Origin of the sequence: Aurantimonas sp. DM33-3 (assembly GCF_014334315.1) — a bacterium.
GTDB lineage: Bacteria > Pseudomonadota > Alphaproteobacteria > Rhizobiales > Rhizobiaceae > Aurantimonas > Aurantimonas coralicida.
This window is the reverse complement of the sequence record NZ_JACSGS010000007.1, coordinates 1-13,522: the sequence shown is the minus strand read 5'-3', so window position 1 is coordinate 13,522 and position 13,522 is coordinate 1. Positions and strand designations below refer to the sequence as shown.

The window sequence follows — 13,522 nt, the reverse complement described above, 5'->3', positions numbered from 1 at the left end:
CTCCCCTCCCAAAAGCGAAGGCCCGAGGTCGAGGTCGATGCCTGACGACGGGCCCTCCAGTCATGCGGAGGGCCCCGCCCTGTTCAGAGCGAGGCCCCTTGTCAGCTTACTTGCTCGCGGTCTGGTCCGGGACGGTGAAGACCGTCAGCTGACCACCGAGCGCGGTGTACTTGGACAGGGCTGCATAGCCGCCGACCGCGCCGAGACCGGCGTTGGGATCGGTGAGGCCTGCCGCCAGGCCGATGCCGGCCCAGCCGCCGATGCCGGACAGGATGCCGACATACTGCTTGCCGTCGTTCTCGTAGGTCATCACGTTGCCGATGATGCCCGACGGGGTCTTGAACTTGTAGAGTTCCTCGCCCGTCTGTGCGTCCACCGCCTTCAGGTAACCCTCGAGCGTGCCGTAGAAGACGATGTCGCCCGCGGTCGCCAGCGCGCCGGACCACACCGAGAACTGCTCGGGCAGCGACCAGACGATCTCACCCTTGCCGGCGTCCCAGGCGATGAAGTTGCCCATGCCGCCATGGCTGTTCGGCGCCGGGTACATCGACAGGGTCGCACCGACGTAAGGCTGTCCGGCGGTGTAGGCCACGCGGAACGGCTCGTAGTCCATGCAGACGTGGTTGGTCGGCACGTAGAACAGCTTGGTCTCCGGCGAGTAGGCCGCCGGCTGCTGGTCCTTGGTGCCGAGTGCGGCCGGGCAGATGCCGGTCGAGTTCACGTCTTCGCCGTTCTGCTCGGTCGAGTATTCGGCGACAACCTGCGGACGGCCGTACTGGTCGGACTCCTTGTCCATGACGACTTCCGTCGCCCAGTTGACGGCCGGGTCGTACTTCTTGGCCACCAGAAGCTCGCCGGTCTCGCGGTCGAGGGTGTAGGCGAAACCGTTGCGGTCGAAGTGGACGAGCGCCTTGCGCTCGGAACCGTCGACGTCGATGTCGGCGAGGATCATCTCGTTGACGCCGTCGAAGTCCCACTCGTCATGCGGGGTCATCTGGTAGACCCACTTGGCCATGCCGCTGTCGGCATCGCGGGCCATGATGGTCATCGACCATTTGTTGTCGCCCGGGCGCTGGGCCGGGTTCCAGGTCGAGGGGTTGCCGGTGCCGTAGTAGATCAGGTTCAGATCCGGATCATAGGCGAACCAGCCCCAGGTGGTGCCGCCACCGATCTGCCACTGGTCGCCTTCCCAGCTGTTGAGCGAGGAATCGGCGCCCACCGGCTCGCCGAGCGCCATGGTCTTCTCGGGGTCGAACAGCATCTCGTCGTCCGGACCGGTCGAGTAGGCACGCCATGCCTGCTTGCCGTCGGAGAGATTGTAGGCGGTGACCGAGCCACGTACGCCGAACTCGCCGCCGGAAATGCCGATCAGCACCTTGTCCTTGAAGACCATCGGTGCGGCCGTGCCGGTCTCGCCCTTGGACGGGTCGCCGTTCTGGACGGACCAGACCTGCTCGCCGGTCTTGGCGTCGAGCGCCACGACGGTGGTGTCGGCCTGGTGGAGGATGACCAGGTCCTGGCCGCCGTCACCCTGCGCCGGGGCATAGGCAACGCCGCGGTTGACGGTGTCGCAGCACATCACCGGAATGACGTTGGGGTCCTGCTTCGGCTCATACTTCCAGGTGATCGACGCGTCATCGGACAGATCGAGAGCGTAGACCATGTTGGGGAACGGCGTGTGGACATACATCATGTCGCCGACGACCAGCGGGTTGCCCTCGTGACCGCGCAGCACGCCGGTCGAGAAGGTCCAGGCCGGGACCATGTCGCCAACATTGTCCTTGTTGATCTTGTCGAGCGTCGAATAGCGCTGGTTGGCGTAGTTGCCGGTCGGCATGACCCACTGCGTGGCATCGCCCTGCAGTTCCTGCAGTTTCTCGTTGGCGAAGGCAGTGCCTCCGATACCAACGAGCAGGCTGGATGCAAGTGCAGCCTTCGTGATGAGCTTCAACATTCACTGTCCTCCCAAGGAACTGTGCCGGCGACGGCTGGCGGCAGGATTGCCGACATACGTCGAACCATCGGTAGCGTCGGGGGAAGGTTTCCGGCAGCGTGTCACGACCGCCAATAGGGGTCTTGGTGGGCACCGTTGATCAACGCCCTACCGTGGCCTTCGAGATTCGCAGCGCTCCCAACACTGCGACCTTGAAGCCGGAAACCATGGAAGGATGCTAGTTCGGGAAATTTTCCTGCGCAAGCGCCGAATGCCACTTTTCCTGTGTGCGCTGCAGCATTTCCTGGGTGCATTGCAGTGAAAGCGCCTCGATCATCTCGCCATTCGGCGCATAAGCCGACGAAATACCGTTGTTTTTACGCGATATACTGTCCGAAGCGCCGAAAGTCGCGACGAGGCGCCGCAGGACCGCCCGGATGTTCTGCAACCCGATCGGGGAATGACGCTGTGCGCCGTCGGCAATTCACGCGTGATACTAAAGTGGCAGGACAGCCAATGGTCGAAACGCCGGAATCATCTCGCTCGGCGCTGCGATCAACGGCGCATGGTCAAGGTTTATCGACCGGCGTGGTCGTCGAACGGCCGGGCGAGGACCGCCGCGTCACGTCCAGTTGAAGCGGCGGCGCGCTTGCCCTGCGGCATCGCCGCGTGCCTGATACCGGGATGATCTGGACCTCGCCCTCCCCCCTGCGCCGGCTACCGGCGGCGCTGCTCGCTTCGATACTGTTTCTGACCGCGCCCCTGCCATCCGCCGGCGAATCGGCGCCCGGCTACGAGGAGATCGCGCCGGGCATTCATGTGCGGGCCGGGCTGGTTGCCGAAACCACGCCGGACAATCACGGCGCCATCGCCAATCTCGGCTTCATCGTCGGCCCGGATTCCGTCGCGATGATCGACAGCGGCGGCAGCGTCGCCGATGGCGAGGCCGCGCTGGCGGCGATCCGCGCCGTGACCGACAAGCCGGTCCGCTATTTGATCAATACCCACATGCATCCCGACCATGTGTTCGGAAACCAGGTCTTCGCGGCCGCGGGCGCGACGATCATCGGCCACGCCAAGCTGCCGGCCGCCCTCGGGGCACGCTCCGAGCACTACAGAACGTCGATGCGCGAACAGCTCGGCCCCGAAGCGACCGAGGCGGTGACGGTCACCCTGCCTGACGAGACGGTGGCCGACACGCGCCGCCTCGATCTCGGCGGACGCGTCCTCGAACTGCGCGCCTGGCCGACGGCTCATACGGACAACGATCTGACCGTCTTCGACGAACAGACCGGCACGCTGTTTGCCGGCGACCTGGTGTTCATGGCGCATGTGCCGGTGCTGGATGGCTCGCTGAAGGGCTGGCTCGCCCGGATCGCCGACCTTCGCGACCTGCCCGCCGAGCGGGTCGTGCCCGGCCATGGCCCCGCCAGCGCGCCGTGGCCGCAGGCGATCGAGGCCGAGACGGCCTATCTCGAGGCCCTCGCCGCTGACCTGCGCGCGGCCATCGCCGCCGGCGTGCCGTTGTCCGAAGCGGTGGAGACGGCGGGCGCAGGCGAGGCTGGCCGGTGGGAGGTGTTCGACGCCTTCAATGCCCGCAACGCCACCGCCGGTTTTGCCGAACTCGAATGGGAGTGACGGCGCCCGGCGGTCGCTGATCGTCAAGTGTTGATCGGTGCCGGCCTTGCCGTCGGGGCCACCGGCGGTCAGATTGACCGCAGGCGAACGGGCACTCGCAGGACACAACCGGGAGGTTCTCATGCCGAAGGCTCTATTCGGGGCGTTGCCGCATTCGACATCGGCGACCAGAGCGGGTCGCGCGGCCCGGCTCGGCGGCGTCGTGACGCTCGGACTGGCCGCGGCCTTCGGCGCCTTTTCCGCCGGCAGCACTGCGTGGGCGGCATCGCCGGAAGAGATCGCGGCAGCGGCGGATTCGGCCTGGCCGGGTCTGAAGGGCGACCTCTTCGGCGACCGGGAGCTGGTCGAGGGCAGCGACGCGATCGCGCTGGACGCGCCGGCCCGGGCGACCGACCCGGCCATCGTGCCGATCAAGCTGACGCTCGATCCGGCCCGCGACATTCGCCGCGTCACCCTGGTCATCGACGAAAATCCCGCCCCGGTGGCGGCCACCTTCGAGATCGCGCCGGGCGCCGGTCTCACCGAGCTGTCCACCCGCGTGCGGGTGAATGCCTATACCGACATCCACGCCGTGGCCGAGGCGGCGGACGGCACGCTCTATGTGACGAAGCAGTTCGTGAAGGCGGCGGGCGGCTGTGCGGCGCCGGCGGCCAAGGACCCGGAAGTCGCGGCCCGCCAGATGGGCCAGATGAAGCTGCGGCAGTTCGCGGCAGCCGAGGACGCAGCCGACACCGAACGCCACGAGGCGCAGCTGATGATCCGCCACCCGAACAATTCCGGGCTGCAGAAGGACCAGGTGACGCTACTCTACATCCCGGCGCATTTCGTCTCGGAACTGGCCGTCACCCATGGCGGCGAGCCGCTGTTCTCTATGACCGGCGGCATCTCGATCTCGGAAGATCCGAGCTTCCGCTTCGACTATGCGGGCGATCCGGCGCTGCCCTTCCATGCGAAGGCCACCGACACCGAGGGCAATGTCTTCGAACAGACCTTCACCGCCGGCCAGTCCTGATCACGGCCCGAGCGTAGCCAGACTGCAAGGCTGGTGTGAAGCCGCCAGCCTTCGCAGGACGGGACAGACTTTCCCCATCAGTTGAAGCAGCGAATCTCGGCTTCGGCCTGGGCCCGGCGCAGGTCGGCGACCGTCGCCTTGGCGTCGGCGCTGGAGCGGAACAGCACGCCCTTCTCGCCGGTGACCTGCCCCATCGAGAGATAGGTCGAGGCATCGATGTAGCGCTGGTAGGGCAGCAGCGTCGCAACCACGTCGAAGGAGCAGGAACACTGCTCCAATGCGGTGCGGGTGTTGCCGTTGCTCGACATGCAGCCGAACACGTAGTCGGCGGTCGCGGTCGTCGGATAATCGGCGGTGGCGGCGTTCGGCACGCTGCCGGTGACCGGCACCTTGGCCGATCCGGCTTCGCCGACGATCACCTGGGGTGGCTGCGGCGACTGCGCGGCGGCCGGCAGGGTCGCGAGCGCCGCAAGGCCGGCGGCGACCAAAGCCGTCGCCAGCCCCTGCCCCAGCGCGTTGATTCGTCCCATCCTGGTTCCTCCCGATTTCCCGTTCCCTACCCGGCGGGCGGGACCAAACTCCCGCCTGCCTTATACCGCCTAATGCCACCCAGTGCCGCATGGGCGCCCCTCCCGGTCGCTCTCGCCGGCTTGGCGTCGCAGCACGGCGGCCGTCTAGAAATGCCGCCCGATCATATTGCCGAAGCCGGCCCCGATCGCGATCCCGACAGCGATGCCGAGCGCCACATTGTCCAGGACGAAGGCGCCGAGCAGCGCCCCCAATCCGGTTCCGATTGCGGCACCGAAAACGATGCCGCCATAGCGATTGTCCGTCATGGCATGTCTCCTTCGCGCGGGAATCTGGCGCAAGAGTCTGGCCATGATGTGATATCGTCAGGGCGCCTTGCCGATGAACTCCCCGAAGGCGCGCGGGCCGTCGCCGACCTCGACGCTGCCGACCACCTCCAGCGTGCCGGCATCGATCTTCGACAGCGTGTTGTCGAACCAGTTGGCGACATAGACGAAGCGCCCGTCGCTGCCGACATCAATGCCTTCGGGATATTCGCCGGTTTCCAGTTGCTCCAGACGTTTGCCGGTCGCCGCATCGAAGACGGTGACGGTGCTGCCATACTGGTCGGTGACGAACACCTTGCCGCGGCTTTCGGCCACCGCATAGGGGTGCGAACCGACCGGGACCGTGGACGTCACCGCATGGGTCGCCACATCGATGATGCTGACGTCGTCGCTGCCGACATTGGCAGCATAGACCCTCTTGCCATCCGGCGAGATGGTGACGCCGAAGGGCCGCTCGCCGACCGCAACGCGGGCGATGGCCGCGCCGGTTTCCGTATCGATGAAGGAGACCTGGTCGGAATCGCGGTCGGCGGTGACGACCATCTTGCCGTCGGCGCTGACGGCGACGCCGGATGGCGATTCCCCGGTCTCGAAGGACCCCACCACCTTGCGCGTCCCGGGATCGAGAACCAGCAGCGAATGGGAAAACCAGTCGGCGACATAGACCGGCGCGCCGGACGGATGCACCGCGATGCCGAGCGGCCCGCCGCCGGTGGCGATCTCGCCGATCATCTCGCCGCTTGCGGTGTCGACGATGCTGATCGCCTTGTCCTCGGGTCGCGAGACATAGGCGCGGCGGCCATCGGTGGAAACCGCGATCCCCGCCGGCTTGCCGGTCACGGCGATGGTCTTCGTCACCGCCATGGCGTCGAGATCGACGAAGGCGAGTTCTCCCGCCTCCTGGCTGGTCACATAGGCCATGTCGCCGGCCGCGGCCGGCAGCGACCAGAGCAGCGCGGCGGCGAAGGCCGCCTTCGCCCCGATCGCCGCGACGCGCCGCATCAGGAGCCCGATTCGACGGTCGCCTTCAGATTGTCGAGACCCTCGCGGATATAGGCGGTGACCCCTTCCACGGCGGCTTCGTCGTTGAGCTCGGCCGGCGGATCGTTGTTCGGATAGCCGCGATAGAAGGCGGCGCGCCACTGCACCTCGGACCCGGCGCCGTCCTTGGCCGGCTTGACGGTGATGGTGGAGGAGTAGTTCGTCGCCGGCAGCAGATCGACATTCACATGGCCGATGAAGGTCGAGTAGCTCATCTTGGTCGCGTCGTATTTCGACAGCTCCTCCTCCATCATGCCGCCGTCGGTGAAGCCGAGGGTGCGGATCGAGCCCTTCTCGTTGCCCTTCGGGGCGTCGGTCATGGCGATGCGCGGATGCCAGGATATGTCGCCGAACTCGGCGATCTTGGCCCAGACCTTGTCCGGTGCTGCGTCGATCGTGACGGTTTCGCTCGCCTTCTGGCGGGTCGGGCCATGCGCGAGGGCCAGTCCCGGCAGGACGAAAAGCGCGACGATGAAGCTGATGATGCGTGCTGCCACGATCGGGGTCTCCCATTGAGTGTGACCGACCGGTCCGGTGCCCAAAACCGACGCGGATTGCGGCGAAACCTATTGCCATCGCGCTGGAAGGAAAAGGGACTTCGTCCCGGGCGCGACGATTTTCCTATGCGCATCGCGAAGGCCGGCGGCGTGGCACGGCTACAGTCCCAGCGCGCCACGCACCGCTTCCGCCGTGCGTTTCAGCTTCGGCCCGACGTCGCTGCGCAGCCGCTCGGCCGGCAGCACGAAGGCCGGGCCGCCGCAATTCAGCGCAAAGGCGAGACCGCCGGTACCGATGGCCAGCGGCACGCCGACGGCATTGACCTCGCGCTTCCAGTCGCCGGCCGAGACGACGAAGCCCAGCTCGCGGAAATCCTCGAGCGCCGCGGCGATCCCCGCCTCCATCGCCGGCCATGCCTCGCCCTCGCGGGCCGCCAGCTTCGCCATCAGATCGGCGCGATCGCGGTCCGGCAGGCCGGCGAGATAGGCCCGCCCGATGGCCGAGGTCGCGAGCTTCAGATGGCTGCCGACGTCGAGATCGACCCGGATGGCGCTCGATCCCCGGCAGGCCTCGACATAGAGCATCGCCATGCCGTCGCGGGTCGCCAGGGCGACCGTGCACTGGGTTTCGTCGGCCAGCGCCTGCATGAAGGGCCGGGCCACGTCGCGCACCCCGAGCGAGCCGAGCGTCGCGAAGCCGAGGGCGAGCGCGCCCGGCCCCAGCCGGTAATTCGCCGATTCGGGCAGATGCACGAGATAGCCGAGGCGGCTCAGCGTGTAGGTGAGGCGCGACACGGTCGCCTTGGGCAGGCCAGTGCGCCGGGCGATCTCCTGGTTGCCGAGCGCGCCGTCGTCGCGGCGGAACGAGCGCAGGACGTCGAGGCCGCGCACCAGCGCGGTGACCATGCCGGGATCGTCCTCCAGCGCTGGTCGCTCTGCCGTTGCGTCCGCGTCCCGCCTGCGCATCGCCGGGCCCTCCGCCGCGTTCTCAGGCGGCGCCGGTGAAGGAGCCGCCCTCGCGCACGATCCGCTCCAGCATCGGCGCCGGGGTGAAGTCCTCGCCAAAGCGGGCCTCGAATTCGCGCATCTTGTCGAGGATCACGTCCGGCCCGATCGTGTCGGCGGTGAACATCGGTCCGCCGCGATAGACCGGCCAGCCATAGCCGTTGATCCACACCACATCGATGTCCGAGGCGCGCTGGGCGATCCCCTCCTCGAGGATCTTCGCCCCCTCGTTGATCATCGGATAGACCAGCCGTTCGAGGATCTCGTCGTCGCCGATGGCGCGGCGCTCGAAGCCCTCCTCGCGCGACTTTGTGAGGATGACCTCCTCGACCATGGCCGAGGGCGAGCCCTTGCGGTTCTCGTCATAGTCATAGAACCCGGCCGAGGTCTTCTGGCCCCGGCGATCGGCCTCGCAGAGCCTTTCGCGGATGGTCTCGCCCTTCGACGTCTCGCGGTTCCAGCCGAGATCGAGCCCGGCGAGATCGGCCATCTGGAACGGCCCCATCGGCAGGCCGAAATCGGTCAGCACCCGGTCGACGTCCCAGGGCATCGCGCCTTCCAGGATCAGCTTGTTGGCCTCGCGCTGGCGGGCGGACAGCATGCGGTTGCCGACGAAGCCGTGGCAGACGCCGACGAGCACCGCGGTCTTGCCGATGTCGCGGCCGATCTTCATCGCCGTGGCGATGACGTCCTTGGCGGTCTCGCGGCCCCGCACGACCTCCAGGAGCTTCATGATGTTGGCGGGCGAAAAGAAGTGCATGCCGAGCACGTCCGCCGGCCGCTTCGTCACCGACGCGATCTCGTCGATGTCGAGATAGGAGGTGTTGGAGGCGAGGATCGCACCGTCCCTGGCGATCGCGTCGAGGCGCGTGAAGATCTCCTTCTTGACCGCCATCTCCTCGAAGGCCGCCTCGATGATCAGGTCGCAATCGGCCAGATCGCCAAATTCCAGCGACGGCGTCAGGAGGGCGTTGGCCTTTTCGGCGTCCTCCGCGCGGATGCGGCCCCGCCGGACCGAGGCGGCGTAGTTCTTGGCGATGGTACCGGTGCCGCGGTCGAGGGCCGCCTGGGCCTGCTCGACGATGGTGACGGGAATACCCGCCGACAGGAAATTCATGGCGATGCCACCGCCCATGGTGCCGGCGCCGATGACGCCGACGCGGTCGATTTGTCGCGTCGGCGTGTCGGCGGGAATGTCGGCGATCTTGGCGACGGCCCGGGTGGCGCCGAAGACATAGCGCTGGGCCTTGGACTGGGTGCCGCCCAGGAGTTCGACGAAGATCTCGCGCTCGCGGGCCAGCCCTTCGTCGAAGGGCAGGCGGGCGGCATTGGCGACGGCCTCCATCGCCTTCTCGAAGCTCTCGAAGCCGCGCATCTTGCGGCCATGGCGCTCGCGCGCGCCGGCAAGGGCCGCCTCTACATCCTCGCCGTCGAGACGCTGCGCTTCGTCCCGAATCCGGCGCAGCGGCCGGCCTTCGGCGAGGATCTTGTTGGCGAAGCGCAGCGCCTCGGCGCGCAGGTCGCCGGCCGCCAGTTCGTCGACGATGCCGAGGGTCACCGCGCTCGCCGCGCCGACCGGCGTGCCGGTGAGGATCATGTCGAGGGCACGGGGCAGGCCGACCAGCCGCGGCAGACGCTGGGTGCCGCCGGCACCGGGGATGATGCCCAGCTTGATCTCGGGCAGGCCGACCTTGGCCGAGGGCGAGGCGATTCGGTAATGGCAGGCCAGCGCCAGCTCCAGCCCGCCGCCGAGCGCCGTGCCGTGCAGCGCCGCGATCACCGGCTTGTCGAGGGCCTCGATCTGGTCCTGTAGATCCTGCAGCGTGGGCGCCGCGATCGGCTTGCCGAACTCCTTGATGTCGGCCCCGGCGATGAAGGTGCGGCCGGCACAGATCAGGACGATGGCCTTGACCGCCGGGTCCGCGGCAGCGGCCTCGAGCCCCGCGGCGACGCCTTCGCGCAGGATGTGCGACAGCGCGTTGACCGGCGGGTTGTCGAGCGTCAGCACTGCGATCTCTCCCTCGACGTCCAGCGTCGTGGCGGGATTGATTGTCGTCATGAAACTGTCCTGGAATAGCTGGCGGGCCGGGCCCTGCGGAGAAGGCAGCCGGGGTTGCGGGGGGCGGCAAACTGCCCGGACGGGAGCGCCGCGTCGTCGTTGACAGAGGCTAGGGCGATTTCTACCTTGCGGCAATTGCAAAACCGAATTCCACGATGCGGAATCCGGGGCGCGGATCGCAGGGCCGGTTCTGCTCCATGAGGGGCCGGAGACGAGGCCCGCGGCGTCCGCCTGCCCCCGCATCGCCCTTCACCGACAAGGATGGACACAGATGGACCTTCGCTTCACCGACGAAGAGGTCGCGTTCCGCAACGAGGTCCGCAGCTTCATCCGCGAGAATGTGCCGGCCGACGTGACGGCGGCGCTGCGCGACGGCCGCCACGTGTCGAAGGACGGCATGGTGCGCTGGACCCGCATCCTCAACGCCAAGGGCTGGTCGGTGCCCCACTGGCCGGTCGAACATGGCGGCACCGGCTGGTCGCCGATCCAGCAGTACATCTTCCAGGACGAGATGCAGCAGGCCCCGGCGCCGCAGATGCTGCCCTTCGGCCACAACATGGTCGCCCCGGTGATCTACACCTTCGGCAACGAGGCCCAGAAGGCGAAGTACCTGCCGCGCATCGCCAATCTCGACGACTGGTGGTGCCAGGGCTTCTCCGAGCCGGGCGCCGGCTCCGACCTCGCCAGCCTGACGACCCGCGCCGTGCGCGATGGCGACCATTACGTCGTCAACGGCCAGAAGACCTGGACGACCCTCGGCCAGCATGCCGACTGGATCTTCTGCCTGGTGCGCACCGATCCCGACGCGCCGAAGAAGCAGATGGGCATCTCCTTCCTGCTCATCGACATGACGACGCCCGGCGTCACCGTGCGGCCGATCCAGACCATCGACGGCGGCCATGAGGTCAACGAGGTGTTCTTCGACGACGTGCGAGTCCCGGTCGAGAACCTCGTCGGCGAGGAGAACAAGGGCTGGGACTACGCCAAGTTCCTGCTCGGCCACGAGCGCGTCGGCATCGCCCGGGTCGGCGGCTCCAAGGAGCGGATCCGCCGCCTGAAGGAGATCGCCCGGCTGGAGTTTGCCGGCCAGACACCGGTCTGGGAGAACCGCCGGTTCCGCGAGAAGGTCGCCGCCGTCGAGATCGAGCTGAAGGCGCTGGAGATGACCCAGCTGCGCGTCGTTTCGGCGGAAGCCAAGCGCGGCCATGACGGCAAGCCCGATCCCGCCTCTTCGATCCTGAAGATCAAGGGCTCGGAACTGCAGCAGGCGACGACCGAGCTCCTGATGGAGGCGATCGGCCCCTATGCCCTGCCCTACGAGGCGGAGCGCGAGGACGGCCGCAACGAGCCGCCGGTCGGACCGGATTACGCCGCCTCGCTGGCGCCCGCCTATTTCAACTACCGCAAGGTGTCGATCTACGGCGGCTCCAACGAGATCCAGAAGAGCATCATCGCCAAGGCGATCCTCGGCCTCTGATCGCGCCGGCGCCCGCCGCGCCGGCCCTTCGCCTTCCCTCATTCGCCGGCTCAGGCGCGCGATCGCGCCGCCGGCCCCGCCAGCAGCAGGACGCCACGCAATGGATTTCGACCTTTCCGACGAACAGACCATGATCCGCGATTCGGTCGAACGGCTGATCCAGGACCGCTACGGCTTCGAGCAGCGCGGGCGCTACCGCGCCGAGGAGCCCGGCTTCAGCCCGGCCATGTGGTCCGCCTTCGCCGAGCTCGGCCTGACGGCGGTGCCCTTCGCCGAGGACGATGGCGGTTTCGGCGGCGGCCCGGTCGAGACGATGATCGTCATGGAGGCCTTCGGCCGCGGCCTCGTGGTCGAGCCCTATCTCGCCTCGGTGGTCATGGCCGGCGGCGCGATCCGCCATGCCGGATCGGCCGCACAGCGCGCCGCATGGGTGCCGGGTCTTGCCGACGGCTCGACGCGCCTCGCCTTCGCCTTTGCCGAGCGGAGCATGCGCTACGACCCGGCCGCAGCGGCCATGGCGGCGACGTCGTCCGGGGACGGCTACACGCTGACCGGCGAGAAGTCGCTGGTGCTGCACGGCGACAGCGCCGACGGCTTCGTGGTCCTCGCCCGCACCGGCGGGGCTGCCGGTGACCGCTCGGGCCTCGGCCTGTTCCTGGTGCCCGCCGATGCGCCGGGCCTGTCGCGCCGGGGCTACCCGACGCAGGACGGCATGCGGGCCGCCGAGCTGACCTTCGACCGCGTATCTGTGCCTGCCGAGAACGTCCTCGGCGATCCGGCGGGCGCGCTGCCGATCGTCGAACGGGTGATCGACGAGACCATCGCCGCGCTCTGCGCCGAGGCCGTCGGGTCGATGCAGCGCATGCACGAACTGACCATCGCCTATCTGAAGGAGCGCAAGCAGTTCGGCGTGCCGATCGGCGGCTTCCAGGTGTTGCAGCATCGCGGCGCCGAGATGTACATGGCGCTGGAGCAGGCCCGCTCGATGATGCTCTACGCCACGATGAACGCCTCCGAGCCCGACGCCGCCACCCGGCGCGAGGCGATCTCCGCCGCCAAGGTGCAGATCGGCCGCTCGGCCAAGTTCATCCGCGAGAGCGCCGTGCAGCTTCACGGCGGCGTCGGCGTCACCATGGAATACGAGGTCGGCCACCACATGAAGCGCCTCGCCATGATCGACCTCGCCTTCGGCGACGCCGACCACCATCTGGAGCGGCTGGGCGAAAACGGCGGCCTCGCCGCGCTGTAGCGGGCTCAGCCGTCTCGGCGCACGACCTCTTTCAACGCGGCGTTGATCCGGGATTGCCAGCCGGGCCCCGTCGCGCGGAAGTACCGGACGATCTCGGGATCGAGCCTGAGCGTCAGCCGGGTCTTGGGGTCGCGGGACGGGGGACGGCCGCGGCCGCGCGTGACGGTGCCGGCCGCGGGGCGGATCACCCGGTCGCCGTCGGCGAGTTCGGCACGGTCCAGCATGGCATCGGACCATTCCGGCGCATCATCGGGATCGCTCCAGGCGGCTGCGGACTCTTCGGGCTTCACGGTCATGGCAATGCCTCATCGAAATCACGTGGCGGATCTCGCCGCGCGGCGTCCAGACGATCATCACGATCCGGCCGCCCAGGGTGCCGTAGGTCTGGAACCGGGGTTCGCCATAGTCGCGCCGGTCGTCGGCGAGCGTCAGCGTTCGCCCCGCGAAAGCCTGCGCCGCGTCGAAGAAATCGAGGCCGCGTTCGCGAAGTGTCCGCGCGCGTTTCGCCGGGTCGCAGCTGATCTACACATGAATTAATGTAGCGACGTTTATTCGCGCGAGCAACGTCCGGAGCGCGTCCGGTGATCGACGTGGTTGCGGTCAATGCCGTTCGCGGTCGCGCGATTTCAACGCTGAGGCATGGGTCCTCGGGTCAAGCCCGAGCAACTGTGTGAGTATGCGTCAAGGGGTGGCTGGGCGCGGCTGATATTCTCCGGTTCGGATTGCCACGTTGAGCGTGACGAGGAGCTTGCGGGCG

General features: G+C 67.9%; 14 protein-coding genes. 4 read left to right on the top strand and 10 right to left on the bottom strand.

The window, feature by feature from the left end; all coding sequences use genetic code 11:
* Positions 1 to 106 precede the first annotated feature (106 nt).
* Positions 107 to 1,954, bottom strand: a complete 1,848-nt coding sequence (locus H9Q09_RS11165; protein WP_187391094.1) for a methanol/ethanol family PQQ-dependent dehydrogenase — start codon at positions 1,952 to 1,954, stop codon at positions 107 to 109.
* Between the two features lie 217 nt (positions 1,955 to 2,171).
* A complete protein-coding gene (locus H9Q09_RS11160) occupies positions 2,172 to 2,381 on the bottom strand; it encodes a hypothetical protein (RefSeq protein WP_187391093.1) in 210 nt (69 codons plus the stop codon).
* Positions 2,382 to 2,602: 221 nt separating this feature from the next.
* Between H9Q09_RS11160 and H9Q09_RS11155 the strand changes: the two genes are divergently transcribed.
* Both H9Q09_RS11155 and H9Q09_RS11150 read left to right on the top strand, forming a co-directional pair.
* Complete coding sequence (locus H9Q09_RS11155; RefSeq protein WP_187391092.1) at positions 2,603 to 3,571, top strand: quinoprotein relay system zinc metallohydrolase 2; 969 nt, start codon at positions 2,603 to 2,605, stop codon at positions 3,569 to 3,571.
* 121 nt (positions 3,572 to 3,692) lie between these two features.
* Positions 3,693 to 4,583, top strand: a complete 891-nt coding sequence (locus tag H9Q09_RS11150) for a quinoprotein dehydrogenase-associated SoxYZ-like carrier (RefSeq protein ID WP_246716105.1) — start codon at positions 3,693 to 3,695, stop codon at positions 4,581 to 4,583.
* 77 nt (positions 4,584 to 4,660) lie between these two features.
* Here the strand turns inward: H9Q09_RS11150 and H9Q09_RS11145 are convergent, their stop codons facing one another.
* The 6 genes from H9Q09_RS11145 to H9Q09_RS11120 all read right to left on the bottom strand — a co-directional run bounded on the left by H9Q09_RS11145 (position 4,661) and on the right by H9Q09_RS11120 (position 10,039).
* The gene (locus H9Q09_RS11145) at positions 4,661 to 5,113 is read right to left on the bottom strand and encodes a hypothetical protein (protein ID WP_187391090.1); all 453 of its coding nucleotides are present in this window, start codon (positions 5,111 to 5,113) and stop codon (positions 4,661 to 4,663) included.
* Between the two features lie 144 nt (positions 5,114 to 5,257).
* Positions 5,258 to 5,419, bottom strand: a complete 162-nt coding sequence (locus H9Q09_RS11140) for a glycine zipper domain-containing protein (protein ID WP_187391280.1) — start codon at positions 5,417 to 5,419, stop codon at positions 5,258 to 5,260.
* 57 nt (positions 5,420 to 5,476) lie between these two features.
* Positions 5,477 to 6,439, bottom strand: coding sequence for a beta-propeller fold lactonase family protein (locus tag H9Q09_RS11135; RefSeq protein ID WP_187391089.1), 963 nt, complete (start codon positions 6,437 to 6,439; stop codon positions 5,477 to 5,479).
* Positions 6,439 to 6,975 carry an SRPBCC family protein gene (locus tag H9Q09_RS11130; protein ID WP_348646300.1) on the bottom strand — a complete coding sequence of 179 codons (537 nt, stop codon included), beginning with the start codon at positions 6,973 to 6,975 and terminating at the stop codon, positions 6,439 to 6,441. Before H9Q09_RS11130 ends, H9Q09_RS11135 begins: the two co-directional genes overlap by 1 nt.
* 159 nt (positions 6,976 to 7,134) lie before the next feature.
* Positions 7,135 to 7,941, bottom strand: a complete 807-nt coding sequence (locus H9Q09_RS11125; protein WP_187391087.1) for an IclR family transcriptional regulator — start codon at positions 7,939 to 7,941, stop codon at positions 7,135 to 7,137.
* Positions 7,942 to 7,963: 22 nt separating this feature from the next.
* Positions 7,964 to 10,039 (bottom strand): 3-hydroxyacyl-CoA dehydrogenase NAD-binding domain-containing protein, encoded by a 2,076-nt coding sequence (locus H9Q09_RS11120; protein WP_187391086.1) that lies wholly within the window; start codon positions 10,037 to 10,039, stop codon positions 7,964 to 7,966.
* A gap of 271 nt (positions 10,040 to 10,310) precedes the next feature.
* Here H9Q09_RS11120 and pimC point away from each other — a divergent pair, with 271 nt between their 5' ends.
* Both pimC and H9Q09_RS11110 read left to right on the top strand, forming a co-directional pair.
* Complete coding sequence (pimC, locus tag H9Q09_RS11115; protein WP_187391085.1) at positions 10,311 to 11,516, top strand: pimeloyl-CoA dehydrogenase large subunit; 1,206 nt, start codon at positions 10,311 to 10,313, stop codon at positions 11,514 to 11,516.
* A 100-nt stretch (positions 11,517 to 11,616) separates the two neighbouring features.
* Complete coding sequence (locus tag H9Q09_RS11110; RefSeq protein ID WP_187391084.1) at positions 11,617 to 12,765, top strand: acyl-CoA dehydrogenase; 1,149 nt, start codon at positions 11,617 to 11,619, stop codon at positions 12,763 to 12,765.
* A 5-nt stretch (positions 12,766 to 12,770) separates the two neighbouring features.
* Here the strand turns inward: H9Q09_RS11110 and H9Q09_RS11105 are convergent, their stop codons facing one another.
* Together H9Q09_RS11105 and H9Q09_RS11100 are read right to left on the bottom strand one after the other, a co-directional pair.
* Entirely contained in the window at positions 12,771 to 13,061 is a 291-nt protein-coding gene (locus H9Q09_RS11105; protein WP_187391083.1) for a BrnA antitoxin family protein, read from the bottom strand.
* Entirely contained in the window at positions 13,012 to 13,287 is a 276-nt protein-coding gene (locus H9Q09_RS11100; protein ID WP_187391264.1) for a BrnT family toxin, read from the bottom strand. Before H9Q09_RS11100 ends, H9Q09_RS11105 begins: the two co-directional genes overlap by 50 nt.
* Positions 13,288 to 13,522 lie beyond the last annotated feature (235 nt).

Coding starts and splice junctions, on each gene's coding strand:
- H9Q09_RS11165 (WP_187391094.1), bottom strand. CDS start 1,954: ATGTTGAAGCTCATCACGAAGGCTGCACTTGCATCCAGCCTGCTCGTT.
- H9Q09_RS11150 (WP_246716105.1), top strand. CDS start 3,693: ATGCCGAAGGCTCTATTCGGGGCGTTGCCGCATTCGACATCGGCGACC.
- H9Q09_RS11145 (WP_187391090.1), bottom strand. CDS start 5,113: ATGGGACGAATCAACGCGCTGGGGCAGGGGCTGGCGACGGCTTTGGTC.
- H9Q09_RS11140 (WP_187391280.1), bottom strand. CDS start 5,419: ATGACGGACAATCGCTATGGCGGCATCGTTTTCGGTGCCGCAATCGGA.
- H9Q09_RS11135 (WP_187391089.1), bottom strand. CDS start 6,439: ATGCGGCGCGTCGCGGCGATCGGGGCGAAGGCGGCCTTCGCCGCCGCG.
- H9Q09_RS11125 (WP_187391087.1), bottom strand. CDS start 7,941: ATGCGCAGGCGGGACGCGGACGCAACGGCAGAGCGACCAGCGCTGGAG.
- H9Q09_RS11120 (WP_187391086.1), bottom strand. CDS start 10,039: ATGACGACAATCAATCCCGCCACGACGCTGGACGTCGAGGGAGAGATC.
- pimC (WP_187391085.1), top strand. CDS start 10,311: ATGGACCTTCGCTTCACCGACGAAGAGGTCGCGTTCCGCAACGAGGTC.
- H9Q09_RS11110 (WP_187391084.1), top strand. CDS start 11,617: ATGGATTTCGACCTTTCCGACGAACAGACCATGATCCGCGATTCGGTC.
- H9Q09_RS11105 (WP_187391083.1), bottom strand. CDS start 13,061: ATGACCGTGAAGCCCGAAGAGTCCGCAGCCGCCTGGAGCGATCCCGAT.